The 26,717-nt window shown below is 67.8% G+C and carries 18 protein-coding genes and 1 pseudogene; 12 read left to right on the top strand and 7 right to left on the bottom strand.

Annotated features, from left to right (window positions below; genetic code table 11):
- Positions 1-285 precede the first annotated feature (285 nt).
- From L1080_RS32105 to L1080_RS32090, 4 genes are all read left to right on the top strand, one after another.
- Positions 286-1,401: a DUF4185 domain-containing protein gene (locus tag L1080_RS32105; RefSeq protein ID WP_250776578.1), complete on the top strand. Its 1,116-nt coding sequence runs from the start codon at positions 286-288 to the stop codon at positions 1,399-1,401.
- A gap of 57 nt (positions 1,402-1,458) precedes the next feature.
- The gene (locus L1080_RS32100) at positions 1,459-2,082 is read left to right on the top strand and encodes a class I SAM-dependent methyltransferase (RefSeq protein WP_250776577.1); all 624 of its coding nucleotides are present in this window, start codon (positions 1,459-1,461) and stop codon (positions 2,080-2,082) included.
- An 82-nt stretch (positions 2,083-2,164) separates the two neighbouring features.
- On the top strand, positions 2,165-4,000 hold the full coding sequence (locus tag L1080_RS32095; protein ID WP_159924157.1) for an acyl-CoA dehydrogenase: 1,836 nt from the start codon (positions 2,165-2,167) through the stop codon (positions 3,998-4,000).
- Between the two features lie 226 nt (positions 4,001-4,226).
- Positions 4,227-5,210: a hypothetical protein gene (locus tag L1080_RS32090; RefSeq protein ID WP_250776576.1), complete on the top strand. Its 984-nt coding sequence runs from the start codon at positions 4,227-4,229 to the stop codon at positions 5,208-5,210.
- Between the two features lie 3 nt (positions 5,211-5,213).
- On the opposite strand, the gene L1080_RS32085 is transcribed toward L1080_RS32090, so the two are convergent.
- On the bottom strand, positions 5,214-7,421 hold the full coding sequence (locus tag L1080_RS32085) for a VanW family protein (protein ID WP_250776575.1): 2,208 nt from the start codon (positions 7,419-7,421) through the stop codon (positions 5,214-5,216).
- 330 nt (positions 7,422-7,751) lie between these two features.
- Complete coding sequence (locus L1080_RS32080; RefSeq protein WP_109333256.1) at positions 7,752-9,098, bottom strand: acetyl-CoA C-acetyltransferase; 1,347 nt, start codon at positions 9,096-9,098, stop codon at positions 7,752-7,754.
- A gap of 131 nt (positions 9,099-9,229) precedes the next feature.
- Between L1080_RS32080 and L1080_RS32075 the strand changes: the two genes are divergently transcribed.
- Together L1080_RS32075 and L1080_RS32070 are read left to right on the top strand one after the other, a co-directional pair.
- Positions 9,230-10,576 carry a 3-oxoacyl-ACP reductase gene (locus L1080_RS32075; RefSeq protein WP_250776574.1) on the top strand — a complete coding sequence of 449 codons (1,347 nt, stop codon included), beginning with the start codon at positions 9,230-9,232 and terminating at the stop codon, positions 10,574-10,576.
- Positions 10,576-11,439: a MaoC/PaaZ C-terminal domain-containing protein gene (locus L1080_RS32070; protein WP_250776573.1), complete on the top strand. Its 864-nt coding sequence runs from the start codon at positions 10,576-10,578 to the stop codon at positions 11,437-11,439. The genes L1080_RS32075 and L1080_RS32070 overlap by 1 nt, the downstream gene beginning before the upstream one ends.
- Before the next feature lie 52 nt (positions 11,440-11,491).
- On the opposite strand, the gene L1080_RS32065 is transcribed toward L1080_RS32070, so the two are convergent.
- Positions 11,492-12,091 carry a TetR/AcrR family transcriptional regulator gene (locus L1080_RS32065; RefSeq protein WP_159924147.1) on the bottom strand — a complete coding sequence of 200 codons (600 nt, stop codon included), beginning with the start codon at positions 12,089-12,091 and terminating at the stop codon, positions 11,492-11,494.
- A 186-nt stretch (positions 12,092-12,277) separates the two neighbouring features.
- Positions 12,278-13,459, bottom strand: coding sequence for a glycoside hydrolase family 3 N-terminal domain-containing protein (locus tag L1080_RS32060; RefSeq protein WP_250776572.1), 1,182 nt, complete (start codon positions 13,457-13,459; stop codon positions 12,278-12,280).
- Between the two features lie 116 nt (positions 13,460-13,575).
- Between L1080_RS32060 and L1080_RS32055 the strand changes: the two genes are divergently transcribed.
- The 4 genes from L1080_RS32055 (at position 13,576) to L1080_RS32040 (ending at position 19,865) form a co-directional block, all read left to right on the top strand.
- Positions 13,576-14,046 carry a universal stress protein gene (locus L1080_RS32055; protein WP_109333266.1) on the top strand — a complete coding sequence of 157 codons (471 nt, stop codon included), beginning with the start codon at positions 13,576-13,578 and terminating at the stop codon, positions 14,044-14,046.
- Between the two features lie 41 nt (positions 14,047-14,087).
- On the top strand, positions 14,088-15,179 hold the full coding sequence (locus L1080_RS32050) for an isochorismate synthase (protein ID WP_250776571.1): 1,092 nt from the start codon (positions 14,088-14,090) through the stop codon (positions 15,177-15,179).
- Positions 15,180-15,319: 140 nt separating this feature from the next.
- Positions 15,320-15,493: a DUF2613 domain-containing protein gene (locus L1080_RS32045; protein ID WP_159924141.1), complete on the top strand. Its 174-nt coding sequence runs from the start codon at positions 15,320-15,322 to the stop codon at positions 15,491-15,493.
- Positions 15,494-15,539: 46 nt separating this feature from the next.
- Positions 15,540-19,865, top strand: coding sequence for an alpha-(1->3)-arabinofuranosyltransferase (locus L1080_RS32040; protein ID WP_250776608.1), 4,326 nt, complete (start codon positions 15,540-15,542; stop codon positions 19,863-19,865).
- A gap of 23 nt (positions 19,866-19,888) precedes the next feature.
- Here the strand turns inward: L1080_RS32040 and L1080_RS32035 are convergent.
- Positions 19,889-20,953 (bottom strand): annotated as a pseudogene (locus tag L1080_RS32035) (acyltransferase family protein); the annotation flags it as partial.
- 220 nt (positions 20,954-21,173) lie between these two features.
- On the opposite strand from L1080_RS32035, the gene L1080_RS32030 reads away from it, so the two are divergent.
- Positions 21,174-22,322 carry a PorA family protein gene (locus tag L1080_RS32030; protein ID WP_109333274.1) on the top strand — a complete coding sequence of 383 codons (1,149 nt, stop codon included), beginning with the start codon at positions 21,174-21,176 and terminating at the stop codon, positions 22,320-22,322.
- Positions 22,323-22,443: 121 nt separating this feature from the next.
- On the opposite strand, the gene L1080_RS32025 is transcribed toward L1080_RS32030, so the two are convergent.
- Entirely contained in the window at positions 22,444-23,646 is a 1,203-nt protein-coding gene (locus tag L1080_RS32025; RefSeq protein ID WP_159924139.1) for a polysaccharide biosynthesis protein, read from the bottom strand.
- A gap of 54 nt (positions 23,647-23,700) precedes the next feature.
- Between L1080_RS32025 and L1080_RS32020 the strand changes: the two genes are divergently transcribed.
- Positions 23,701-25,455 (top strand): hypothetical protein, encoded by a 1,755-nt coding sequence (locus L1080_RS32020; protein WP_250776570.1) that lies wholly within the window; start codon positions 23,701-23,703, stop codon positions 25,453-25,455.
- Here the strand turns inward: L1080_RS32020 and L1080_RS32015 are convergent.
- Positions 25,363-26,616, bottom strand: coding sequence for a glycosyltransferase family 4 protein (locus L1080_RS32015; RefSeq protein ID WP_250776607.1), 1,254 nt, complete (start codon positions 26,614-26,616; stop codon positions 25,363-25,365). The two genes, L1080_RS32020 and L1080_RS32015, sit on opposite strands and share 93 nt — an antisense overlap.
- Positions 26,617-26,717 lie beyond the last annotated feature (101 nt).

Here is a 26,717-nt window from a genome sequence, read left to right as displayed (position 1 = left end):
CGATCGATCTCCTCATCAGGTCCCGCGTCGTCTCCGCGCGGTGTGGACTTGCTCGTTCCACACGTTACGTCGGCACCGCCCCAGCGGGTAGCACCGGTTACTGTTACTCGTCGGTAACATCGGTCCGTCGTGTCCGGACAGAAACGAACGCGCTACTCGAAGCGACACTTCGGCGGGACCCGACTTGCTAGACTTCCCTCGATTTCCAGCAGTTGATCACCGGTAGGGGGAAGGGTCTTACGGACCCGGGGAAGCCGCCTGCTGCTAGAGATGGAGTACCACTTCGTGAAGCGCACCACAGCCCTTGCCACAGCGTCCATCGCCAGCGTCGCCGCCTCGTTGATCGCCTTCGCCGTACCGGCCGCGGCAAACCCGAACGTCGTCAACCCCATTCCAGGGCTCAACGGCACCAACGGTATCCCGCATCTCACCGGCCGGACCCAAGCCGTCGCCCAGCAGACCGGCCTGCTCAGCCCGAACCGCACCCAGGACGCCAACGTCCTCGGCACCGACCTCGGCATCATGTGGGACAACGGCCAAGGGCAGGTCCTCACCGCGTTCGGTGACTCCGCCGGGCTCGGACTGCCCAACCTGCTGTCGGGCAGCATCTGGGCGTGGCGTAGCAGCACCCTGTTCCGCAGTTCCGACGGCATCCTGTCCGACGGCATGAATTTCGACAGTTCCCCGCGCGACATCTTCGGGCAGTCCAAGGAACTTGTTCCCAGTCCCAAGATCCCGTTCGTCGAGATCAGCCGCATCCCCACCGCCGGTGTCGCCGTGGGCAACACCCAGGTGATGAGCATGATGTCGGTGAAGAACTGGGGTCCCGCGGGAACGTGGGAAACCAACTATTCCGGTCTCGTCTACTCGCACGACAACGGGGAGAACTGGACGGTCGCACCCGAAACCCAGCGCCCGAACGTCGGCGGCAACGCCAACTTCCAGATGAGCTCGTTCGTCAAGGGTGGTGGCTTCGTCTACCAGTACGGAACGCCGGCCGGCCGCGGCGGACTCGTCCACGTCGCTCGCGTCCCCGAGGCCCAGATCATGGACCTCGGCGCCTACGAGTACTTCGACGGCGGCAAGTGGATCAAGGGCAACCCGGACGTCGCCAAGCCGATCGTCGCCGGAGGCGTCGGTGAGTTGTCCGTTGCCTACAACGAATACCTCGGACAGTTCCTCATGCTGACCACCGACCACAACAACTCCGTCGTGATGCGCCGCTCCCCCTCGATCACCGGACCATGGAGTGGACCCGAGACCCTCGTCGACGCCCGTGAACTCCCCAGCGCGTACGGCGCGTACATCCACCCGTGGTCGTCCGGTCCCGACCTCTACTTCCTCACGACGGTGCACAGCAACTACAACGTGCTGTTGATGCGCACCACCTTGAATCCCTGAGTTCCGAGTCGCTCCACGTTTTCCTCCATGGCCCCGGCGCGCACTAGCGTCGGGGCCATGGACGCATCTGACTGGGACGAGCGGTATTCACACAGCGAACTGGTGTGGGGTGCGCCACCCAACGCCGTGGTGGTCGAGCAGGTCACCGCGCTCAACCGGGGTCGGGCGCTCGACCTGGCCTGCGGGGAGGGCCGCAACGCGCTGTGGCTCGCCACCCGCGGATGGAAAGTGACGGGACTCGACTACTCCGCTGTCGCGATCGACAAGGCCCGGCGAGTGGCGGCCGAAGCCCCTCGCTCGGTGCGCGAACGGCTCGACTACCGCGTTGCCGATGTCACCGAATCCGACTTCGGCACCGAGTACGACCTCGTCCTCGTCATCTACCTCCATCTGCCGCCTGCGGAGCGTCGCAAGGTTGTGAACCGCGCCATATCCGCGCTGAAACCTGACGGAATCCTCATGATTCTGGGGCATGACGCCGTTAACTTGTCGCAAGGAGTCGGGGGGCCGCAGGATCCCGAAATACTGTTCACCCCAGAGGATTTGACGACCGAGCTGAATGGGCGCGTCGCCATCGATCTTGCAGAACGACGCTTCCGCGAGACGGATGCAGGAACCGCGATCGACGCGCTCGTCGTGGCACACCGCCCGAGTCTTGGCAGTCGGGATATTGGGGCGTAATATCGGCGATGTTACCGACGAGTAATAACTTGGGCGGTACTTACTGATAGACCGCACCATCTCACTGGGAGAGACAGAAGACATGGGCCATTACAAGAGCAACGTCCGCGACCTGGAGTTCAACCTCTTCGAGGTCCTCGGTCTCGAGCAGCCGCTGAGCGAAGGCGTGTGGGGCGATCTCGACGCCGACACCGTCCGCAACATGCTCAGCGAAGTTGCCCGCCTCGCCGAGGGACCGCTGGGTGAGGCGTTCGCCGACGCCGACCGCAACCCTCCGGTCTTCGATCCCGAAACCCACACCGTCACGCTGCCGGAGTCCTTCAAGAAGTCCTTCCGCGCACTGTGGGACGCCGAGTGGTTCCGCATGGGCATCTCCGAAGAGATCGGCGGCGTTCCCGTCCCCCGCTCCGTGGTCTGGGCCATCGGAGAGCTGATCCTCGGCTCGCAGCCGGCCGCGCACATGTACCAGGCCGGACCCGCGTTCGCGGACGTGCTGTTCCACAACGGCACCGAAGAGCAGAAGAAGTGGGCCGCCACCATCGTCGAGCGCGGCTGGGGCGCCACCATGGTCCTCACCGAGCCCGACGCCGGATCCGACGTGGGCGCGGGCCGCACCAAGGCGATCAAGCAGGACGACGGCTCCTGGCACATCGAAGGCGTCAAGCGGTTCATCACCTCCGCAGACTCCGACGACCTCTTCGAAAACATCTTCCACCTCGTTCTCGCCCGCCCCGAGGGCGCGGGACCGGGCACCAAGGGCCTGTCCCTGTTCTTCGTCCCGAAGACGCATTTCAACTTCGAGACCAACGAGTTCGGTGAGCGCAACGGCGTCTTCGTCACCAACGTCGAACACAAGATGGGCCTCAAGGTGTCCGCCACGTGTGAGGTCACCTTCGGCGGCCACGGCGTCCCGGCCCAGGGCTGGCTCGTCGGCGAGGTCCACAACGGCATCGCGCAGATGTTCGACGTCATCGAGCACGCCCGCATGATGGTGGGCACCAAGGCAATTGCCACCCTTTCGACCGGTTACCTCAACGCGCTCGACTACGCCAAGGAACGCGTCCAGGGCGCCGACCTCACGCAGATGACGGACAAGACCGCCCCCCGCGTCACCATCACGCATCACCCCGACGTCCGGCGCGCCCTCGCCATGCAGAAGGCGTACTCCGAGGGCCTGCGCGCCGTGTACCTCTACACCGCCGCACACCAGGACGAGGCCACCGCCAAGCTCGTATCCGGTGCCGACAAGGACCTCGCGTTCCGCGTCAACGACCTGCTGCTGCCCATCGTCAAGGGTGTCGGCTCCGAGCGGGCGTACCAGTACCTGACCGAAAGCCTGCAGACCTTCGGTGGCTCCGGCTTCCTGCAGGACTACCCCATCGAGCAGTACATACGCGACGCCAAGATCGACTCGCTGTACGAGGGCACCACCGCCATCCAGGCCCAGGACTTCTTCTTCCGGAAGATCGCTCGCGACCGCGGCGTGGCACTCGCCCACGTCTCCGGCGAGATCAAGAAGTTCATCGACAGCGAGGCAGGCAACGGTCGCCTCAAGGCGGAGCGCGCCCTGCTCGCCACCGCGCTCGACGACGTCCAGACCATGGCCGCCACCCTCACCGGCTACCTCATGGGCGCCCAGGAGCAGCCGTCCGAGCTGTACAAGGTCGGACTCGGTTCCGTGCGTTTCCTCCTCGCCGTCGGTGACCTGATGATCGGCTGGCAGCTGCTGCGTCACTCGGAGATCGCGATCAAGGCGCTCGACGAAGGTGCGTCCGACAAGGACAAGGCGTTCTACGAGGGCAAGGTCGCCATCGCGTCCTTCTTTGCCAAGAACGTCCTCCCCGAGCTCACCGCCATCCGCGGCATCATCGCAAACATCGACAACGACATCATGGAGCTCGACGAAGCCGCGTTCTGATCGGCTCGGGCAGGGCCCGGTGGCTGGGAATTCCCCGGCCGCCGGGCCTTTTTCCTGCCTCGCTGCCGGTTCCCGCACTACTTCTCCGTCGACGCACTACTTCTGGGGCCCGACAGGTAGTGCGCGGACCGAGAAGTGGTGCGGGAGTTGTCCACAAGCCTCCGTCCATCCACAGCCGGGCCCTTCGGACCGGATTCTTCAGGCGGCTCCGGCGAGAATCGTTCCCATGGAACACGACCCGGGGGCGATGCTCCGGCGCCGAGAGGCACTTGGCCGCGGCTACAGCGACGACGAGATCCGACGCCTGTACACACGCGGTGAGTGGCAACGCATCGGCCGCGGCGCGTACGTCTCGGCGTCGAAGTATGCGGAACTCGAGGACCGAGAACGTCATCGCCTTCTGATCGATTCGACCGTTTACGCACTGTCGGACGACGCGGTACTGAGCCATCAATCCGCGGCTGTTGTCTACGGACTACCACTGTGGAGAACCGCCCTCGATCGCGTCCACGTCACCAGAAGCCGACGTGGAGGAGGCCGGATCAAACGGCGGGCCACGGTGCACTGCGCCCCCGTCGGAGGGCAGGTCGCGGTGGTGGATGGGCACTCGCTGACGCTCCCGGCCCGGACCGTGGTGGACCTCGCGCGGACTCTGCCCTTCGAGCAGGCCGTCATCGTGGGCGACGCGGCCGTCCGCACATTCGGTATCAGTAGTGAGGACCTGGAGGCCGAACTCGCCCGCGCTGCGCGCCGTCACGGCGTCCACGCGGCGCGGAGGGTCGTCCGATTCGTGAGCGGACACAGCGAAAGTGTCGGTGAATCGCGAAGCCGGGTGATGTTGTCGAGTGCCGGACTCCCCGTCCCGTCCCAGCAAGGCGAAGTCTTCGAACCCGGCGGACGCCGAATTGGACGCGTGGACTTCCACTTCGACGGGGTTGTGCTGGGGGAATTCGACGGGCGCGTCAAGTACGGACGGTTGTTGAGACCCGGGCAGTCACCCGGCGATGCGGTCTTCGCCGAAAAGCAACGAGAGGACGCGCTGCGTGATCTCGGTTTCCAGGTGGTGCGGTGGACCTGGGACGACCTCGGATCACCGGAGCAGGTCGCGCAGCGAATTCGGCGCGCGCTGTTGCGTGCCGAGCCGCCACGAGGCTGGATTACGCAAGCATCGCTGCCGCCCCCGCAGCTGCTCACTGTGCGAGCGCTGTAGTAGCTACTCGCCGTCGTCCGGGTCGGGCTTGGGGGTCGGGGACGGGGTGGGGGTGGACGGAGAGGTCGGGGCCGCCGCGGGGGTGCGATCGTCGGGCTTGGGGGCGGGGACCGGTTCGGGTGCTTCGCACTTCACGATCGGCACGGGGTCGTAGCGCACGGTCCGGGTGTTGCGGGAGATCTCCCGGCCGGTGGCGCGGTCGGTGATCACGCGGGTGTCGCTGGCGGTGAAGCCGGGCGCGCCGCTCGACGGGATGCAGTGATCCCCGGCGGGCAAGGTGACCGTATCGGGAGTCGTGGGTCTGGTGCGATTGCCGGTGATCGAGTCGACGTCGACGGTCTTGGTTCCCCAGAATCTGATCGTCAGTTCGGAACTGCCGCCGATCGCCTGGATCATGACCCCGGTCTTCGCGGTGTTGCGGAACTGGAGATCGATGGCCCCCTCGAAGACCGTGGCCTCCCGGGCCTCCGGATAGCGCGAAATGTAGTAGGAGTGCTCGGTGTGCGCCACGTCTTCCATGCCGGCGAAGTAGGCCGCGTTGTAGAGCGTCGTCGCCACCTGACTGACACCGCCGCCGACGGCCGTATCCGGGCGGCCGTTGTTGATTATCCCCGACTCCACGTAACCCTGAGCGGCTCCACGCGGACCGGTGTGTCCGTTGAGGGAGAACGTGTCGCCGGGCTTGATCAGCGCACCGTTGATTTCGCTGGCCGCCAGCCTGATGTTGGTACCCGAAGCCGCGGAGAAGCCGCCGGTGGTGAATTCGCTGATCACCTCGTTGACGCCGAGGGCTTGCGCCGCCTCGGTGGTCAAGGCCGGCGGGACCGGGCCGTACACGGCCGGGGTGGTGTGCGAACCGGGAGTCGCGAGGAGCTGCGGCAATGTCTCCAACGTCTTGGGCCACTGGATCAGGTCACCGACGACTGCGGGAACGACGCGGGGCGATCCCCCGTCGAGCGTGATCGTGGCGTCCTTGGGCGCGATCTCCGTCGAGACGAGCTGCGGTGCGAGTATTCCGATCGCAGCGTCGACGTTGTACTCGGGCGTCAAGCCGCCGTTCCCGTCCGGGCGGAATCCGAGCACGGCGCCGATCTGCTGCCGCGGCAGGGTGGCGACCGAGCCGTTGCGGCCTGGGACGACCAGGTCAGCGGAGGCGGCCGGCACCGCGATCTCGTCGAGCGCCCTCTGGACGCCCTCTTTGGTCACGGTCACCGGCACCGCGTCGACAGGCAACTCCACCGGGCCACCGAACGCCCAGTTCTCCACGATTGCCGCCTCGGCGCCCTCGCCGTTCAGGTTCTGGCCCGCGGACGGGTCGACGGGGACAGGTGTGGGCCCCTCGAACACCACCGTGCCCTCGCGGGAGGCACGGTCGGTGCGGGACCGCAGGTTGTCGATGGCAGCCGCCAGCGCGGACTCGTCCCGCGTCGACACGACACCGATCTCGTCGGAGGTGAAGAACGACGCCACTCGGGTGAACGGATTGAGTGGCTGGGCATCGGCCCGGTTGAGCGTGGCCTGCCAGTCGACGTCGAGTCCCGCCTGGGCAGGCACGAGCTCGGCGAATACGTCGCCGGCCTTCACCGACACCGGCTGATTCACGAGCGGCCCGACCTGCGCTTGCAGGATGGCTTCGGCGTCGGCGCGGGACGAACCGCCCACGTCGACCCCGGCCACCGTCACTCCGCGCGGCAGTTTCCCGGACGACATCGCGAGGTCGGCGGCGTAGGCGATGGCGATGATCGCGAAGACACCACCGATGACCGCGGCGATCTTTCCCCACCGGGGCCCCTTCGGACCACCCGCGTCGAGGGGCAGGACGGCCGGGGGCGGCGCGGCGGGGGGTGGGACGTCGCCGGTTGGTTCTCCACCCGCTGGAGGCGCCGTTTGCGGTGGTAGCGGAGATGCGGGCGCGAGAACTGTGGGTTCGTCGTCTGCCGGAACTGCCGTGTACGCCTGTGTCGGTCCGCTCGCGGCGTCCGGTGGGATCACCGGGATCACCTGGGTCTCGTCCTCGTTGGGCGCAGGTTCCACCCACAGCGGTTCGGGGCGTGCTGCCAGATCGCCGAGGTCCAGTCGAGTGGTGGGCGCGTCGTCGTCAGCGCCCGGCGGTGTGGGCTGAGGGTCGGGCGACACCGGGCTCTCGGGAGCAGCATCAGGCGTCGACCGTTGGGGTGCTGCGCTCCCTGCTTCGCGGTCTTCGTCGTTCACCGTGGCCCTCTCACCGAGTATCTTCGTTGCCGGCTTCAGCTTGCCGTCGGCGCTCGGTGCATTTCAAGCGGCGTCCGATTTCAGCGATCTCCGGTCCGGACCCCCCACGACAGACTACCGGCCGCCGAAAATGCAGGAGCCCCGCGCTGCTGCCAGGTCGGGGGTCAGGCAGCAACACGGGGCTGATGGGAGTATCGCCAGCTAATCTCCAGCGTTACACCTGCGGAGAAATTTTTCGGGGATTCGACCACCCCTCGTCGCCGGATCCCTTCGCCGGACGCGCGCGAACTGGCCTTTCCGATCTGACAGCTACCGGAAAGGCCAGTCGAATCACGCCTCTATGATTGCCGTCACACCCTGCCCGCCGGCGGCGCAGATCGAGATCAATCCGCGGGCCGAACCGTTGGTGCCGGCCTTCTCGCGAAGCATCTTGGCCAGCGACGCCACGATGCGCCCGCCCGTCGCCGCGAACGGGTGACCGGCCGCCAGCGACGACCCGTTGACGTTCAGCTTGCTGCGGTCGATCGAGCCGAGGGCGCCGTCGAGCCCCAGACGCTCCTTGCAGTACTCATCCGACTCGAACGCCTGCAGCGTCGCGAGAACGACGGACGCGAAGGCTTCGTGGATCTCGTAGTAGTCGAAGTCCTGCAGGGTGAGGCCGTTGCGGGCCAGCAGCCGCGGGATGGCATAGGTGGGGGCCATGAGCAGGCCGTCCTTGCCGTGGATGTAGTCGACGGACGCGGTTTCGGAGTCGACGAGGTGGGCCAGGACCGGCAACTTGCGCTCGGCCGCCCACTCCTCGCTCGACAGCAGGACCGCGGACGCTCCGTCGGTGAGCGGCGTGGAGTTTCCGGCGGTCATTGTCGCATCGCCCGCCTTCACCCCGAACACCGGCTTCAGCGTGGACAGCTTCTCGACGGTGGACCCCGGACGCAGGTTGTCGTCGCGGGTGAGGCCCAGGAACGGGGTCACCAGATCGTCGAAGAATCCGCGGTCGTAGGCGGCGGCCATGTTTTTGTGGCTCGCGGCGGCCAGCTCGTCCTGGTCCTCGCGTCGAACGCCGAACTCCTTGGCGGTGATCGCCGCATGCTCGCCCATGGACAGGCCGGTGCGGGGTTCACCGTTGCGGGGGATCTCGATACCCAGCATCGACGGCCGCACGTTGGCGAGCAGCTTGATGCGATCGCCCGTGCTCTTTGCCCGGTTCAGCGACAGCAGGAACTCGCGAAGGTCGTCGTTGACGCCGATCGGTGCGTCGGACGTCGTGTCGACGCCGCCACCGATACCGGCGTCGATGCGACCCGCCGCGATTGCGTCACCGACGGCGACGATCGACTGGAGGCCGGTACCGCACGCCTGCTGCAGGTCGAAGGCGGGCGTGTACGGGCTGAGCGCGCTGCCGAGCACACATTCCCGCATCAGGTTGAAGTCGCGGCTGTGCTTGAGAACGGCGCCACCCGCGACGAGTCCGAGCTTCTCGCCCTGCAGATGGAAACGACTTACCAAGCCGTCGAGGGTCGCGGTGAACATGTCCTGGTTGGACGCCTGTGCGTACGCCTTGTCCGAGCGTGCGAACGGGATGCGATTGCCGCCGACGATGGCGACGGGACGCTGCTGCTTCCCGCCTGGCTTCGGCGTCGCGTCGGAGTTCGAATTGGTGCGAGCTTTGCTGGTCACTGACGTCTCCAAGGATCTGGTGCGATTACCTGTTGGCTACTATTCTTACTCAGGAGTAAGTTACTTGTCGACACCGCACTTCTTTCGGTGCTCGGTGACTGACCGCCAAACGACGAGAAGAAGGTAGGACCGTGGCAGCCAGCAAGGGAGCTCCCGACATCTATTCCCAGTTTCTGTCCTCCGCGCCAGGGGCGTTCATCGCCGCGAAGGCGGGCCTGCCCCGGCCCGAGAACCTTCGGCGTTACAAGCACGGCGAGCCGCCCCTCGCCGGCCCGGTGCTGATCGGGGGCAAGGGCCGCCTGGTCGAGCCGCTTCGCGCGCTGCTCTCCGATTACCCGGCCGCCTCCGCCGCCGACGACAACTTCGGCGCCCTGGTGTTCGACGCCACCGGCATCGGCCAGGTCACCGAACTCGAGCAGCTGTTCGAGTTCTTTCAGCCGGTCATCCGTAACCTCGCGCCGTCCGCTCGCGTCGTCGTCCTCGGGACCACTCCGGAAGAGACGACCGACGTCGACGAGCACGTTGCCCAGCGCGCCCTCGAAGGCTTCACCCGCAGCGTCGGCAAAGAGGTGAAGCGTGGCGCCACCGCACAACTCGTCTACGTCTCCCCGAAGGCGTCACCCGGTCTCTCCGGCGTGGAGTCGACGCTCCGATTCCTGCTCTCCGCCAAGTCCGCGTTCGTCAGCGGGCAGGTCATCCGCGTCGGCGCCGAGGATTCCACCGCCCCCGCAGACTGGGACAAGCCGCTCGAGGGCAAGGTCGCCATCGTCACCGGTGCGGCGCGCGGCATCGGTGCCACCATCGCCGAGGTCCTGTCCCGCGACGGCGCGCATGTCGTCTGCGCCGACATCCCGGCAGCCGGCGACGCGCTGTCCGAGACGGCCAACAAGGTCGGTGGCACGTCCCTCGCCCTGGATGTGACTGCCCCCGACGCAGCCGACAAGCTCGCCGAGCACGTCCTCGAACGCCACGGCGGCGCAGACATCATCGTCCACAACGCCGGTATCACCCGGGACAAGACGCTCGCCAACATGGACGAGGGCCGGTGGAACATGGTGATGGGCGTCAATCTCCTTGCACCGCAGAAGATCACCGAGTCGCTGGTCGCCAAGGGTGCACTGAAGGAAGGCGGCCGGGTGATCGACGTGTCCTCCATCGCCGGCATCGCCGGTAACCGTGGCCAGACCAACTACGGGACGTCCAAGGCCGGCGTCATCGGGCTCGTCGAAGCATCGGCACCCGTTCTGGCGGAGAAGAACATCACCATCAACGCCGTCGCACCGGGCTTCATCGAAACCGCCATGACCGCGGCCATCCCCTTCGCCACCCGCGAGGCCGGACGCCGCATGAGCTCGCTGCTGCAGGGCGGTCAGACCGTCGACGTCGCCGAGACGGTCGCGTACTTCGCCAATCCCGCGTCCAACGCCGTCACCGGACAGGTCGTCCGTGTCTGCGGCCAGAGCTTGCTGGGCGCCTGATGGCGGGCAAAGTGGTCGAACTTCCCGCAATGCCGGGCACTCTCGACATCTACGCCCGCGCCGTGCGCAGCGCGCTTCCGGTCGTCGGGGCAAGCGGTGACAGTGCCCCGGACACCACACTGGCGCTCAGCGGCGTCAAGGTGGACCCCGACAACCTCGCGGCGTACGACAGGGTCACCGGCCTGCGCTTCGGCGACACCCTGCCGTTGACCTACCCGTTCACGCTGGTGTTCCCGATCGTGATGAAGCTGATGGTTTCGGACGGATTCCCGTTCCCCGCCATCGGTTCCGTCCACGCCGAGAACGTGATCGAACAGTTTCGTCCCATCTCGGTGAGTGAGCCGCTGGACGTGTCGGTGCACGCCGAGAATCTCCGCGAGCATCGCAAGGGTCTGCTGATCGACGTGGTCAGCGACATCCGGGTGGGACGCGAACTGGTGTGGCGGCAGACGTCGAGTTTCCTGCGGCAGCAGAAGACGTCGCTGTCCGGTCAGCCGGGGCCCGAACCGAAACCCGAAGAAGTGCCGCCGCCGCCCCTTCGCACGTTGCGGGTCGACCAGAAGACGATCAGCAAGTACGCCGGGGTGTCGGGCGATCGCAACCCGATTCACGTGTCGACGTTGGGCGCCAAGGCCTTCGGCTTCCCGAAGACCATCGCGCACGGCATGTGGAGTGCCGCCGCCGTGCTCGGTTCCGTGGAGGGCCGGATTCCCGAGGCCGTCACCTACAGCGTGCGCTTCGGCAAGCCCATCCTGTTGCCGGCCACACTGAATGTCTACGCCCACCATACGGGTGAAGGCTGGGAGTTGTCGCTCAAGCACCCGAAGAAGGGGTATCCACACCTCTCGGCGACGCTGCGCTGACGAGTACGAACGGGACGTCGGTTCGATCTGATCGAACCGGCGTCCCGTTCGTTCAGTCGGACTTCTTCTTGCCGGCGAGACCCCGCCACGCCAGCGACTCCAGCAGGTCGGCCGCCGCGTGCACCTCGACCTCGCCGCCGGCCACCCGGTCGGCGACTGCTTCACCGGCACCGACCAGGGCGATGGCGATGAGTTCGAAGTCCTGGCCCGGATCCGGGTCCTTGGTGCTGGACTGCAGCAGGTGCGCGGTCAATTCGATCAACCGGTCGCGGCTCGACTGCACCGATCCCACGAACGCTTGCTGACCCATCGCCTGCCGGTACAGCACCATCCACGACTTGCGGTGCGCTCCGACGAAGCCGAGAAAGCCCTCGAGCGCCCGGCGCAGCTGCTCACGCGGACTGAGTCCGGGATCGGCGGCCGGCGCGAGCGCCTCGACGAAACGCAGACCCTCACGCTGGATGCATGCGGCGAACAACTCGTCCTTGGAGCCGTAATACAGGTAGAGCATCGGCTTGGAGATTGCCGCCTTGGCCGCGATCGCGTCCATCGAGGTCTCGTGAAAGCCCCTGTCGGAGAAGACGTCGACGGCCGCATCCAGCATCTGCTGCTCGCGCACTGCGCGAGGCAATCGCTTGGTGCCGCCGGCCATTCGTCCTCCAATATTCGTCGAACCCGCTATCTTACTCTACGGTAAGAAAACGGGCCCCACCTGGCGAACGAACTTCTACGCAGCCACGGATCAGGGCACACTGTACTGGCCGCTCACCCGGGGCACTCCGGGAGGGCCCGGTTCGAGCCGACCTTCGCAGGCCGACCCGAAGCCTGTGGGCGCCCACTAGCAGGGCAAGGCACCCTTCGCGCGCGCCACGGTCAGCACCGCGTCGTCGACCCGTTGCTGCGGCAACTTGCCCGAGGCCACAGCGCTTTCGAGGTGGTCGAGCACACGCGGGACGTCGTCGGTGGTGAGCCAGAGCGCGATGTCGACGCCGGACGCCAGTGACGTCTCGACCGCCTCGGTGATGTCGTAGCGGTCGGTGATCGCCTGCATACCGCTGAGGTCGTCGGTGAAAATCGGACCCGTGAACGGAGGGGCGCCGTAGCCGGTTCCCCCGCGCAGCAGGGCCACGGCATCGGGACTGATGCTGGCCGGAATGCCGGGGGCGGTCAGCCCGGGCACCTCGAGGTGGCCCAGCATGACACCGACGCCCGTGGTGACGAGGTCCCGATACGGAACCAGATCGTAGGTCTGCAGCTGCTCGAGCGGCGGAGTGGTGACTGCTCCGGTGTGCGAGTCGCCCGAGGCCGACCCGTGACCGGGGAAGTGCTTGATCACCGGCAGAATTCCGGCGTCGCGCATGCCGCGGGCGTACGCGTCGGCGTACCGGGTGACGACGGCCGGATCGTCGGAATAGGAGCGGTCACCGATCACACTGTCGTCGGGCTGGGAGCTCACATCGACGTCGGGCGCGAAGTTGACGGTCACTCCGAGATCCTTCAGCCCGCGCCCCCGCTCCAGAGCCATCCGATAGGTCTCTTCCTCGGTCATGGAGGCTGCCGTCTGCCGCGCGGAGGGGTCCGGCCCGAGCAGGTCCTCGACGCGCGACACGCGGCCGCCCTCCTCGTCGATGGTCACCATCAGTGGCAGCGCGGAAGCCGACGCCACCTGCGGAACCTCCCGGCCGGCAAGCATCGCCTCATCGGTCCAGCTGCCGATGAAGATGCCACCCACCTGCTCGTTCCGCACCACCTGAGCGGCGTCGGCGGTCCCCGTCACGCCGACGTTCAGCAACTGAGCGAGCTTGCGCCGCAACGGCAGAGACTGCAGGAAGTTCGTTTCGCACGACACCGGCGCGGCAGTGGGCACATCGGTATGCGAGGCCGGCTCCGCCGTGGTCGGGGACGACGGTGTCGAGGACGGTGCCGTGGAGGAGGACGGCGCGGCAGTGTCGCCGCCCGAGGAGCACCCGGCGACCAGGCCGGTACAGGCGACGAGCGCGAGGGCATACTTGATCCGCATGCCCCCGACGGTAGCCCAGTGACCGGAATCGTCGTCCCGGCCAGTCCGAATCTCCTGTCAAGATCGGCACTCTTGGTAATCTGGTGAGCGAAAGGTCCCTTTCCCAGGAGGTCGTCGTGCCTGCAGGTCTGATGTTGATCGCTTACGACGGATCCGACAACGCCAAACGCGCCGTGCAGTGCGCGGGCCGCTTTCTCGCGTCCAATCGCGCTGTGCTGGTGACGGTATGGGAACCGATGGTCCGTCAGGCCGCACGCATGTCGGGACTGTCCGGGGTGATGCAGCCCGAGTGGGTTCCCGACGAGGAGACCGAGGACGTCGCCTTCTCGGACGCCAAGGTCACCAACGCCGAAGGTATCGAACTCGCCGAGGCCGCCGGACTGACCACGCAAGGCCGAACCATCGAATGCACCACCACGATCTGGACGGCAATCGTCGAGACCGCCGACGAACTCGGAGTGGACATCATCGTCACAGGGACCCGGGGTACGACGGGACTGCGGTCCCTGCTGCAGAGCAGCGTCGCCGATCACGTGCTGCGGCACAGTCACCGTCCCGTGCTGATCGTGCCGCCCTGCGGCAAGTGATCGGATGAGGGCTGCGCCGGCCGACTACTGTCGGCAGCACCATGGACGGCTTCCTCCTCTCCCGCGCCGACCGGACGTTACGCACGGTCGGCGCCCGCAGTAGATACGACTCCGCGTCGGCGGCGATCACCGCGCTCGCCGACGGTGACACCGAACTCGTCGTGGGCGCACTGCCCTTCGATCCCGCCCGTCCGGCTGCGCTGACCGCTCCCGCCTCGTCGGAAGTCACGAGTGGCCCGTGGCGGCCTCCTCGCGTGGAGCGCCTCCCGGCCGTCCGCGTGGCTCGGCAGGTACCCGAGCCGGCTGAACACGTAGCCCGGGTCGGTGCTCTCGTCGACCGCCTGCGGAGCGGCGCGCTGGGAAAGGTGGTGGCCGCGCGCAGCGTCGTCCTGGCGTCGGACACACCGGTCGATCCGGAGGCGTTGGCGGCGAGGCTGATTCAGTCGAATCCCCTGGCCAACGGGTTCGCCGTCGACCTCACGTCGGCCGGCGACGGTTTTCGCGGCCACAGCCTGGTCGGTGCGAGCCCCGAAATGTTGATCAGCCGTCGCGGCCGCTCGATCACCTGCCGTCCCCTCGCCGGGACCGCGCCGCGGCGCACCGATCCCGCCGCCGATGAACACGAAGGTCGCGGGCTCCTGGACTCGACGAAGAACCTGGCCGAGCACGCATTCGTCACCGCCTGGATCGAGGACGTCCTCGCCCCGCTGTGCACAGAACTGACCGTCCCCGACGCGCCTGTCCTGACCAGCACTCGTGAGGTGTGGCATCTCGCGACACCGATCCGGGGGCTGTTGCGCGACCCGGCGACCGACGCACTCACCCTGGCGACACTGCTGCATCCCACTCCCGCCGTGTGCGGCACCCCTTCCGACCTGGCGCTGGCCGCCATTCGCGAGGTGGAAGAGGAACGGCGGTTCTACGGCGGCGCCGTCGGATGGTGCGACGCGCAGGGAGACGGCGACTGGGTGGTAGCCATCCGCTGCGCCGAGATCACCGCCGACGGCCTCGAGGTGCTCGCGACCGCGGGCGGCGGGATCGTCGCCGGATCGGACCCTCGATCCGAGCTGGACGAGACGACTGCCAAGCTCCGCACCCTCCTCGGAGCGCTCGGCGTGGTCTCCGAAGACTGACGCCGCCACTCGCACTCGCCGGACCTGCGGGAAAGGCACCAATGACCAGCCAGACGGGCCGCGAGTGATACCTTGGCCCGAGCAATTCGTACGCGGCGGTAAGTCGCGCGCGTCGATGGCACGACGGTGGGAGATGTGAGATGGCGAAGTTCCTGGTGCCCGGTGTGATCAGCGCTGTGGCCGGTGTTGCTCTCGGCGCTGTGGCGACTTTCGGCATCACGGCAGCGGCACAGGACAACACCCGCCCCGAGATCGACCGGAGCGGCAACGCAGACTCCTCACTGCTGAACCAGGTTGAGTACGGCAGCCGCTGAGAGCGCCGGCTTCGCGAGTTCCCGCACTACCTCCGAGCCGGTGGCCATGTCGTCCATGGCCCCCTCGGTGGAGCCTCTGTCCCGACGGTGGTTGTTCGGCGCCTCTGTCGTAGCGTTCTTTCTCTCGTTTCTACAAACTCCCGGCCGGCTCGCGGCCGACACCAAATATGACCTCACCCAGAATCCGATCGGATTCCTCGAACGGGCTGCACATCAGTGGAGCAGCCAGGCGCCGATGGGCCAGGTCCAGAACCAGGCCTACGGGTACTTCTTTCCGCACGGTGCCTTCTTCGCGCTCGGCGACGTCCTCAGCATTCCTCCCTGGATAACCCAACGCGTGTGGTGGGCCCTGCTACTCGTGGCCGGGTTCTGGGGCATCGTCCGTCTCGCGGAGGCCCTCGGCGTCGGGAGTCGGTCATCGCGCGTCATCGCCGGAATCGCCTTCGCACTTTCCCCGCGCGTCCTCACCACCCTCGGCTCGATCTCCTCGGAAACTCTGCCGATGATGCTGGCCCCGTGGGTTCTGCTGCCGCTCGTCGTCGCGTTCGGCAATCCGAGTCCCGCAGTCCGCTCCCCGCTGCTGTCGCGTTCACCTGCGCGGCTGGCGGCACAGTCGGCGCTGGCGGTGGCGCTGATGGGTGCGGTGAATGCCGTCGCGACCGCCGCAGCATGCCTGGTGGCGGGCCTCTGGTGGATATCGCACCGGCCCAACCGACGCTGGTGGACGTTCACCGTGTGGTGGTTTCCGTTTCTCGCACTCGCCACCCTGTGGTGGATCGTTCCGCTCCTGCTCCTCGGGACGGTGAGCCCGCCGTTCCTCGACTACATCGAATCGTCCGGGGTGACCACACAGTGGACCTCGCTCGCCGAGATCCTCCGCGGCACCGACAGCTGGACGCCGTTCGTCTCCCCCGAGCGCATCGCCGGTGCCGTCCTCGTCACCCAGCCCGCCGCGGTTGCCGCCACCGGAGTCATCGCGGCGGCCGGGCTGGCGGGACTGTGCATGCGCGCGATGCCTGCGCGCGGACGCCTCGTGCTCATCCTGTTCGTCGGCGTCACCGGACTGGCCGCCGGCTACATCGGTGAACTCGGATCTCCCGTCGCGGAACAGGTGCGTCTGTTCCTCGACTCCACCGGCGCTCCGCTGCGCAACGTGCACAAGCTCGAGCCGCTGGTGCGGCTACCACTGGTCCTCGGACTCGCTCATCTGCTCGCCCAGGTGCCCTTGCCGGGTTCGGTCCCGGCGGTACGGTGGCGCCGCGCCCTCGCTCATCCCGAACGCGAACCGATGGTCGCGGTCACCAGCCTGGTCCTCGTCGCCCTGACGCTCGCCACCTCCCTGGCCTGGACGGGGAAACTCGCACCGCGCGGGACCTATCCGGAAGTGCCCGACTACTGGCAGCAGGCCGCGACCTGGCTCGAGCACAACGCCGGCGGAACGAGCCCGGACGGGTCCGACGCCGAGCGAGCACTCGTCGTACCGGGTGCGCCTTTCGGTAGTCAGGTGTGGGGGCTGACCCGCGACGAACCGATCCAGGCGCTGGCAACCACACCGTGGGCGTCCCGCGACGCGGTCCCACTCACCCCGCCCGGCACGATCCGCGCGATGGACTCGGTCCAGCGCCTCATCACCGACGGCCGCCCGTCGGACGGTCTGGCACCGACGTTGCTCGGCCAGGGCATCCACTACCTGGTACTCCGCAACGATCTCGATCCCGACACGTCGCGGTCGACGCGACCGATCATGGCCCACCAAGCGGTCACGGGCTCACCCGGTCTGACCCGGGTTGCCGAATTCGGCGAGGACATCGGGCCCGGCGAGGTGGACGGCCTCGTGATCGACAGCGATCTCCGGCCCCGGTATCCGGCCATCGAGATCTTCGCGGTGTCGATGCCCGACGGCTCCCCGGCGACGAGCGGCCCGTACACCGCCGAACTCGACGACGTCCCGCTCGTGCAGGGTGGCCCGGAGTCGCTGCAGCGCTCGAGGGAGAACGGGACCCTTCCCGGGGCGGGGCCGGTGCTCCTCGCGGCCGATGCCCAGCGGGCGGGGTTGCCGGTGCACGACGTCACCGTCACCGACACTCCCCGGAACCGCGAGACCGATTACGGTCAGGTCGACAACCACAGCTCGGCGCTGCGGTCCCCGGAGGACGCGCGCCGCACCCACAACCTCGTACCCGACTATCCGGTCGCCGATACACCGCTGGTCGAGGGCAAGTGGGAAGGTGCCCGGCTCAGCGTGTCCAGTGCCGCGTCCGACGCCACACAGCTGGGCGGAACCTCACCTGCCAGCAGTGCCGCCGCGACCGTGGACGGTGACCCCGCGACGGGCTGGTTCAGCAACGGCATCGAGCGGGCGCTCGGCCAGTGGCTTCAGATCGACTTCGACACTCCTCCGACGAGCTCCCTGCTGCAGATCACGACGAGCCCGGCGGCCATCGGCGCCCCCGTCCGCTGGATGGAGGTGTCCACGCCCAACGGCAGCACCGCCGTCAAGGTGGATGCACCCGGGAAACCGATCACGGTGTCCGTCCCGGGCGGCGACACTCCGTGGGTGCGGATCACCGCTACTCGCACCGAAAACGGTTCCCCCGGAACTCAATTCGGGATCAGCGAGGTGTCGGTGCAGGATTTTTCCCGCCGCGACGCCCCACCCGTGACCGTCCCCATCCGATACCGCACGGTGCTGCCTCCCACCCCCGACGGCGCGTCGGTGTCCGGGTGGAACCTCACCCAGGAGTTGCCCGGCCGCAATGCCTGCGCCGAGGCCCCCGACCGTGTCCGCTGCAGCAACGCCTTCGCGCTGCCACCGGAAGAGGCCGGCACTTTCCAGCGCACCTTGTCGGTGCCCGCCCCCACCGCCGTCACACCGCAACTCACAGTGCGGGCACGCCACGGCGCCGCGCTCGAAGAGCTTCTGACCCGCCCGGACCGACCGACTGCGGACGGCACGAGCAACATCGGCGATCTCCGCGGATCCGCCTTTGCCGCCACCGACGGTGACCCGCGGACCAGCTGGTCTGCCATGCAGGACACCACCAGCGGCAAGGGGGCGAAACCCACACTCACCCTTCGCCTTCCGGAGCCCACACTCGTCACAGGCCTCGAGCTGACCCCCAGCGCAGGAGCCATACCCGCCGCTCCGACGACGGTCGCCGTCGACCTCGGCGACGGTCCTCAGGTCCGAGACGTCGGCGACGATCTCACCGTCACCGTGGAACCCCGCGTGACGGATCGGATCGTGCTCAGCCTGGTGTCGTGGCAGGACGTACTGGATCAGAACGCCCTCGGCTTCGCGCAGCTGCAACCCGCGGGGCTCGCCGAGGTCGGGGTGCTGGGTGCGGACGGCGCCCTGCTGCCGGGGTCGGGCCCCAGCGACGATTCCGGTGACCACCCCGTCTCGGTGCCCTGCGAGGAGGGCCCGGTGATCTCGGTCGCCGGACGCCTCGTGCGCACGAGCATCTCCACCACCGCGGAACTGTTGCTGTCGGGTGACCCCGTGCCGGCCACGCTGTGCGATTCCCCCGCCGCCGTTCCGCTCGCCGCCGGCGCGCAGGACGTCGTCGTGCAACCCGGGTCGGCCTTCTTCGTCGACGATCTCCGCCTCGACGCGGGCGCGGGCACGGACGCGCGTGCGGTGCCCACCGAACAGATGTCGACCACCGCCTGGACGGAGAATCATCGCGAACTTGCCGTTTCCCGGTCGGAGTCCGATCGCCTGGTCGTCGTCCCCGAGAGCACCAATGTCGGCTGGATCGCCACCGCACCGGATGGAAGCGAACTTGCCCCCGTCGTCGTCGACGGGTGGCAGCAGGGATGGATCCTGCCGGCCGGAACAGAGGGCACCGTCACCCTCGACTTCCCCACCGACCGCTGGTACCGCCTGGGCATCTTCGGCGGGCTGCTGCTCCTCGTACCGCTGATCGCAGCGGCATGCCTGCGTCGGCGCGCACGGGAAGCTGTCCGGAACCCCGGCGCCGCGCCGAGGACATGGGGCAGCGCGACAGGCGGATGGCTGGGACTTCTCGTGGCGTCGACGGTGATCGCCGGGCCGGTCGGCGGCGCGACGACCATCCTGCTGACCGCGCTCGCCGCCGGCCTGATCCGGCTACGCGGATCTGCCACCACCGCAAGGGTTCTCGTCGGTGTGGCAGGTGCCTCCACGATGCTCGGGGTGGCGATGCTCTCCACAGGACCGTGGCGTGCGCCCGGTGGATACGTGGGGCACTCGTTCCTCGTTCAGTTCCCGGTGCTGGTGGCGTTGATCGCCGCCGGACTCGCCGTGCTGCCCGTCGGTGGCTCCGCGGCCGCGCGGCGAGTATTCCACCGGATGACCGCGCGCCGTGCAGGTTCCTCCACCAGCGCGTAGCTGGCCGAGGCCACCGCAATACTGAGCACCGCGGTGAGGATCAGTACGTAGACGAAGTGCCCGGCGAACGGCACGAGACCGAACACCGGAAAGACGATCGAGAGCACCGCCAGGTGCCAGATGAAGATTCCGTACGACCAACGGCCGACGGCCAGAGCAACGGGACTGGCCAGGAATCGGTGCCGCGACGTGTCGGACAACACCAGCGGCGCCATCAGCGCGAAGCTCATCACGGCACCGAGAGCCATCTTGATGGCGTATTGCCACGGTTCCGGTCGTACCAGTCCCTCCGGCCCGGCGAGCTCGGTGGTGGTCAGACCGAAGGCCACCGCCGCGACCAGAAACATCGCGACCCGGTGCCGTGCCCAGCGGTGCATCCGCCCGGGTGGGCACACCGACAACTCGGCCAGCACCATCCCCGCGCCGAACCACGGCAGGTATCCGGGCAACCAATTGTCATGATGGATGCCCTCCGGCGCCGGGATCGGCAGGAAGGCCCACGTCAGGCTCACCGCGATGAGGGCCGTGATCGCGGGGATCCGCAGTCGGGCGGCCGAGCCCCGCAGTCGGACCAACGCGAAGGCCAGAAGAGGAAGCACCAGATAGAACGCCACCTCCACCGACAAGCTCCACATCTGGGTGAGCCCGTCCGTGAGGGTCAGCGGCACGAACACCTGCACGAGACCGAGATTCGCCCACCAGGTGCGGAAACTCGCGTGCGCGGTGGGGAGGAAAGTAAGGACGACCGCCACCGCGACCCAATAAGCGGGCAGGATGCGCGTGGCCCGCGACAACCAGTACCGCACCATTCCCTGCGCGGGTCCCAAGCCCCGTGCGGCCCCGGCGTGCCCGCGCCACAACAGAAACCCCGACAGCGCGAAGAACACAGCCACCGCCAGATCGAACCGTCCCCAGATCCGACCCCAAACCGCGGTGTGCGTCGCTCCAGTCTGGAAGGCGACATGCGTCACCAGCACACCGAGAGCGGCGAGCCCACGCATTCCCTCGAGAGCGGGAATGAACCCTCGAGGTGTGTCGCGGGTCTCGGCGGGCACCGGCGCCTCCGAGGTCGGAACTGAACTGGTCATCAACAACAGTGTGCCTGGTCCCGGCCTCGAGACGGAAAACTGCGCCCGTGTCACTTCGCTGGAGAAGCGCCGGTGCGTTTACTATCCGATGGGGCAAATGGGCCTTCGGGACTGTTAGTGTTTTGCCTCACGTGGTGTCGATGTGGGCTCCATGCGATCCGTGCAGCCATGCTGCCGGTGGGGGAATCTCAATCGACAGAATTGGGTTAGGAGAGACAGCATGGCGGAGCGCTCAGGGCCGAGCCGGATACTTGCTTGCATTCTGGTGGGCCTCGGTGCCTTCCTCTTGGCCGTCGCCATACTCATTCCCACCTACACGGTGGGCAAGTTGGAGAAGACGCCGTTGGACCTCGAAGTGACGACGATTGCCGAAGGCTCCGGCAGCGTACTCAATTCGCAGGCTCTCCTCGCAGGCAAGGCCGAAGTAAACACGAACGTTCCACTGGTGTCACAGCGCTACGTCACCACCGAAGACCCCGCGAACGCGGATGTTGTCACTCTCCAGGCGGGGCAGACACTGCGGCGCACCGACAAGCAGGGCGACACCGGCCTGCTGTCCGCGATCGTCGACCGCAACACCGTCGACCGCCAGACGTCGATGCCGACGAACGACCCGGTCGGCACCATTCAGACGCAGCCCAACCAGCCTGCCGAGGAAGTTCCGCGCGACGGACTGCAGTACAAGTTCCCGTTCAACGCGGAGCAGAAGAGCTACCCCTACTTCGACCTCAGCGCTCGCGCCACGCAGGACATCAACTTCGTCGAGGAGACGGAGATCAACGGCCTGAAGGTGTACCACTACAACCAGACCATCGAGCCGGTCGATCTGTCGAAGGTGGTCAACTCGCCCACCAACAAGCTGACCCTGCCCGCCGAAGCCTGGGGGGTCCCCGGCGGCACGCTGCCCGTCACCATGACGCGTTGGTACACCAACGTCCGCGACCTATGGGTCGAGCCCGAAACCGGTGTCGTGGTCAAGGGCCAGGAGCAGCTGCACCAGTACTACGCCCGCAACAAGGCCCGGCCCGAAATCGATGTCCTCAAGGTCGAACTGCCCTTCAACGAGGAGACCATCGAGTACCAGGTCCAGCAGGCCCGTGACGGAATGGACAAGATCAGCACCTTCGGGCGCACCGTCCCGATCATCGCGGGCATCCTCGGCCTCATCGCACTCATCGCGGGCATCATCCTCGGACTCCGCGGCGGCAAGGGCCCGCAGCCGGCCCGGACCACCGGCGGTGGCGTACCCCCCGCGGAAGGTGGACGCCACTATGAAGGTTCGGACGCGCCGACGGAACAGCACGACTGGACCACGGACAAGACCGAAGAAATTCCGGTCGCCGATCCGCGCAGGTACGACCAGCGGTAGAGCAGTCCACCCGGACACCACGTAGACACGACGAAGGGGACCTCGGAAATAACCGGGGTCCCCTTCGTCGTGTCCGCGGCCGGTGGGCTGGGTGCCGCACGAAGCGACCCGAGCGAGTGACCTAGACCGCTACCGCGTGCCGGGCGCTCCGGACCGCGAGAACGCTTGCGACCACCGCGGTGCTCGCCGCAACGGTGACGGCCACACCGATGAACTGACCGACGGTGGAGGCGAGGGTGAGCATGCCGGCCATCTCGACGGCGAATCCGATCCAGGCAATGACTGCCAGGTACGTTCGCTCCCCGGCGATGGCGGACAGCAAGGCACCTTGGAGCACCGCCAGGCAGGCACCTTGGAGGGCGAACAGCCACAGCAGTGACTGCACCGGCTGGTACGCCTCGCCGACGAGGAGTGGGACCAGCGGGGCGCTCACTGCGACGACCGCGACCAAAACGGCGCCGAGGCCGACCAGGACGGCGATCGCCGATCGGACGGCCTGCACGGAGTGTGCTGGGTTGGCCATCCGGGGATACAGCACCACACCGACCGCCTGCGGAAGCCAGAACGCGGCTTTGGTCGCGACCGCGCCGAGGGCGTAGAGACCGGCGTCGTCGTTGCTGAGGACTATGCGGGCGAGGACGAGGTCCATCGACGACAACGCGATCAGCGCCAACTGCACCTGCGACGCCTTCAGGACGGCCGCGACTCCGATGGGTGTGCTCGTCGCCCCGGCCGGGTCCGGGTCGGCGAACACTCGCGCGGCCAGAGCGACGACGCCCGTTCCGACTGCACTGGCGGCGAGCGCGAATCCCGGTCCTCCGCCCACGGCGAGGACCACGACGGCGGGGACGACCTTCGCTATCCCGGCGCCGGCGAGGACGATGCTGAGGGGACCGAAACGCGCGGCGCCCTGCAGGAGTCCCTGTTCGGTGGCAAGCAGGACCAGCACCGGCGCGGTGATCAACGCGGAGACGGTGGCGAGCATGCCCGTCTCCAGTGCCCATGCCACTCCAGGTGCGAGGAGAAGCGCCGCGATTCCGACGATGACGGCGCATCGATAGCCGAGTTGACGCACCGCATGCGCACCCCGGCCCCGGACCACTTCGCGCGCAACGACGGTCTGCAGCGCGAGCGCAGGCACGGCCAGAACCAGCTGGGCGGCCAGCAGGCTCGCGAACTCGCCGTAACCGGCCGGCCCGAGCCAGCGGCTGGCCGGAAGATGCAGCAGGTAGGACGCGACGTTCGCGACCATCGACCCGGCCGTCACCATCGTCACCCCGGCGACTGCCGAGGTGGTGAGGCTCTGGCGGGTCATGCGCCCCATGATGCACTACGCGGCGGACGAGCCGAGCTGATGTACCACGTATCGTGGCCGCTCATGACCGCCCGGAGCCGAACACTGTCCGTTCCGGCGGGCTACAGCCTGGTCTTGGCCGCAGTGATTCTCGGCCCTCTTTTCGGACCCGGATATCTGCTGCTGCGTGATGCGGTGAGCACACCCCGCTCGTACCCGACGGATTCGGCGTTGGGTCTGACGGACGCCGCGGCGCGCGCGGTACCGCAGGACGCGCTGATCGCGGCGCTGAGCACGATCGTCGACGGTGGCCTGGTGGTGAAAGCGGTCCTGTTTCTCTCCCTCTGGGCCGCCGGTTGGGGCGCGGCCCGGATGGTGCGCGCCGTGCTGCCCACGGCGGGGCTCGGCTCCCAGCTGGTGGGTGCGACGGTGATGCTGTGGAACCCGTACGTAGCCGAGCGACTACTCCAAGGTCATTGGAGCCTGCTGGCCGGGTATGCGGCGCTGCCGTGGACGGTGTGTGCCGCGCTCGTCATTCGCCGGGGTCGACGGGAGGGCTGGTTCGCGCTCGCCGCCTGCTTCGCGGCAGCAGGCCTCACCCCGACCGGTGTGATGCTCGCGGCAGTGACGGCGCTGGCGGTCCTGGTGGTTCCGGGTGGGCGGTCGTCTGCACTGTGGAGGTCGGCCGGTGTGTTGGTGCTGTTCGGTCTCGCGAGCGCGCCCTGGCTGGCGGCCACCGCGCTCTCGACGGGAGGTGCCGACAGCTCCGACCCCGCCGGGGTCGCGGCGTTCGCGGCGCGCGCCGAGCCGGGACTCGCGACAGTGGGCAGCCTGCTCGGACTCGGCGGGGTGTGGAACGACGCTGCCGTTCCGAACAGTCGCATGACGCTGTTCGCCCTGGTGGGAACGGTGATGTTGCTCGCCGCGGTCCTCTGTGGTGTACCGGCGTTGTGGCGGCGACGTCGCCATCCCGTGGTGAAGGCCCTCGCGGTCCTCGCCGTGGCAGCGGTAGTGATGCCGACGATCGGCGCCACGCCCTGGGGTCTCGACCTCGGCCGGTGGGCGGTGCAGAACGTGCCCGGCGCCGGCCTGTTCCGGGACGGTCAGAAGTGGGTGGCCGCGGCGGCACCGCTCTACGTTCTGGCCGCGGCCGCGGCGGTGCTGCGACGCCCCGCCCTCTGGTCGGTGTCCGCCGTCCTGATCGTGGTGCTGGCCCTGCCCGACCTCGTGTGGGGTGTGGGCGGCGCGCTCCGGCCGGTTCGGTACCCACAATCGTGGGAGCAGGTGACGTCCCGGCTCGAGGCCGAACCGGACAGCGGCGACGTCGCGGTCCTGCCCACCGGCATGTTCCGTCGATTCCCGTACAGCGGGGAGGCGGCCGTCCTCGACCCGGCGCCCCGAATGCTGCCCGTGGACGTCCTGCAGTCGGGTGAACTGGTGGTGGACGGGCGGGCCGTCGCAGGCGAGGGTTCCCGCGCGCAGAAGGTGGAACTGGTACTCCAGGGCGGGGGTTCGCCCTCGGATCTGGCGTCGCTCGGGGTGCGCTGGGTGCTCGTCGAGCGCGACACGCCCGGGCCGCACGGGCAATCCGCGACCACGCTGGCGGCGCTGCAACCGTTGTTCTCGGACGAGCATCTCGCGTTGTATCGAGTGGACGGCGACGTGACGGCCCGGGAGGCGACCGCGCAGATGCGGGCGACCGTGATCGCAGCACACGCGCTGTGGGCAGCGCTGCTGATCGGCGGACTACTCGGCGCCGGCGTGTTCGAGGCCCTGAAGCGCACTGAGTGTGCGGTCCCGCGCCTCCGGACGCGGCAGCACCGGCGACACCAGTCCTGAGGTCCGCAGACCTGCGGCGGTACCGGCGAGCACCTCGTGTACACCGTTGCCGGTCTGCTCCCAGGAGAATTCTCCCGCACGCACGCGTGCCTTCTCACCGAGAACCATGCGAGTGTCCGCGTCGAGGAGCAACGCGCTGACGGCCGCCGTGAGGTCTCCGACATCGGCGGTGGCGGCATCGATGCCGCCGACGAGGACCCCGGTCACGCCGTCGACGATCGAATCCGTCAGGCCCTTGGAGCTGCGGTAACCGACGGTCGGAACACCGTGCTGCGCAGCCTCGATCACCGCGAGACCCCATCCCTCCTTGCGGGAAGGCATCACGTGCACCCACGACTGTGACAGCAGTTCGTGTTTGCGCGACTCGTCCACGTGGCCGTGGAAGGTGACTGCGTGACCGATGCCGAGTTCGTGGGCACGGTCTCGGAGGTTCTGTTCCCACCAGCCGCCGCCGATGACGTCCAGGTGCAAGTCGGCGATCGTAGGCCGCAGGGCCGCAACAGCTTCCAGGGCGTCCTCGATCTGCTTGTGCGGGACGAGACGCGAGAGGACACACACGCTCGGGTGGCCGGTCCGGGTCTGCGTGGAGCCGACAGCGACGCCGAGGGGAAGGTCGTCGGCACCGTTGCGCACGACGGCGATCCGTTCGCGCTCGACACCGAGTTCGACCAATTCATCGGCCGAGGGCAGCGACACGGTGAGGTACTGGTTGTCGCGGTGAGTACGCGGGGACAGTCGCGATTCCACCCACCAGCCGATCTTGCCGACCAGCCTTCCTGCGACCGGCCACTGCTCGCGGTGGCAGTGATGCACCAGCAGCGTCACCGGTGCACCCGCGACGGTGCGGGAGAAGAAGGGGATGCCGTTCTGGGTATCTATGACAGCGTCCGGCCGGATGCCCTTGAGGGGTCCGAACCCGAGCCGTCCTGCCGCAATGGCCGCCAGCGCGCGCGGGTAGACGCTGAACCGACCGCCCGCGCGACTGATCTCGATACCGTCGACCGTCTCTTTCTTGGGCGCGCCCCGGTAACCGGCGGTCCGCAGAGTCACCTTGATTCCCCGCGCGGCGAGCTGCGCCCCGACCTGCTCGAGATACCGCTCACTGCCGCCCCCCTGCGGGTGCCCGGTGTCTCGCCAGCAGAGCAGCAGAACCTCGTGCACGTTCATGAACTCCTGTGGTCGGTGCGGCTCTTTCTCGGTCCGAGGCGGGGTCGCCGCTCGATAGTCCTCGAACACCCTATCGGTCGTACTGGGTCGAGCGT

The sequence above is a fragment of the Rhodococcus sp. MSC1_016 genome, assembly GCF_023667485.2.
GTDB lineage: Bacteria > Actinomycetota > Actinomycetes > Mycobacteriales > Mycobacteriaceae > Rhodococcus_F > Rhodococcus_F oxybenzonivorans.
Note: the sequence above shows the minus strand (reverse complement) of the source record. Positions and strands in the feature narration are given on the sequence as shown.

What these genes read in the sequence shown, in the direction of transcription:
- L1080_RS32100 (WP_250776577.1), top strand. Translation starts at nt 1,459, where the DNA reads ATGGACGCATCTGACTGGGACGAGCGGTATTCACACAGCGAACTGGTG.
- L1080_RS32095 (WP_159924157.1), top strand. Translation starts at nt 2,165, where the DNA reads ATGGGCCATTACAAGAGCAACGTCCGCGACCTGGAGTTCAACCTCTTC.
- L1080_RS32090 (WP_250776576.1), top strand. Translation starts at nt 4,227, where the DNA reads ATGGAACACGACCCGGGGGCGATGCTCCGGCGCCGAGAGGCACTTGGC.
- L1080_RS32070 (WP_250776573.1), top strand. Translation starts at nt 10,576, where the DNA reads ATGGCGGGCAAAGTGGTCGAACTTCCCGCAATGCCGGGCACTCTCGAC.
- L1080_RS32065 (WP_159924147.1), bottom strand. Translation starts at nt 12,091, where the DNA reads ATGGCCGGCGGCACCAAGCGATTGCCTCGCGCAGTGCGCGAGCAGCAG.
- L1080_RS32060 (WP_250776572.1), bottom strand. Translation starts at nt 13,459, where the DNA reads ATGCGGATCAAGTATGCCCTCGCGCTCGTCGCCTGTACCGGCCTGGTC.
- L1080_RS32050 (WP_250776571.1), top strand. Translation starts at nt 14,088, where the DNA reads ATGGACGGCTTCCTCCTCTCCCGCGCCGACCGGACGTTACGCACGGTC.
- L1080_RS32045 (WP_159924141.1), top strand. Translation starts at nt 15,320, where the DNA reads ATGGCGAAGTTCCTGGTGCCCGGTGTGATCAGCGCTGTGGCCGGTGTT.
- L1080_RS32040 (WP_250776608.1), top strand. Translation starts at nt 15,540, where the DNA reads ATGTCGTCCATGGCCCCCTCGGTGGAGCCTCTGTCCCGACGGTGGTTG.
- L1080_RS32030 (WP_109333274.1), top strand. Translation starts at nt 21,174, where the DNA reads ATGGCGGAGCGCTCAGGGCCGAGCCGGATACTTGCTTGCATTCTGGTG.
- L1080_RS32025 (WP_159924139.1), bottom strand. Translation starts at nt 23,646, where the DNA reads ATGGGGCGCATGACCCGCCAGAGCCTCACCACCTCGGCAGTCGCCGGG.
- L1080_RS32020 (WP_250776570.1), top strand. Translation starts at nt 23,701, where the DNA reads ATGACCGCCCGGAGCCGAACACTGTCCGTTCCGGCGGGCTACAGCCTG.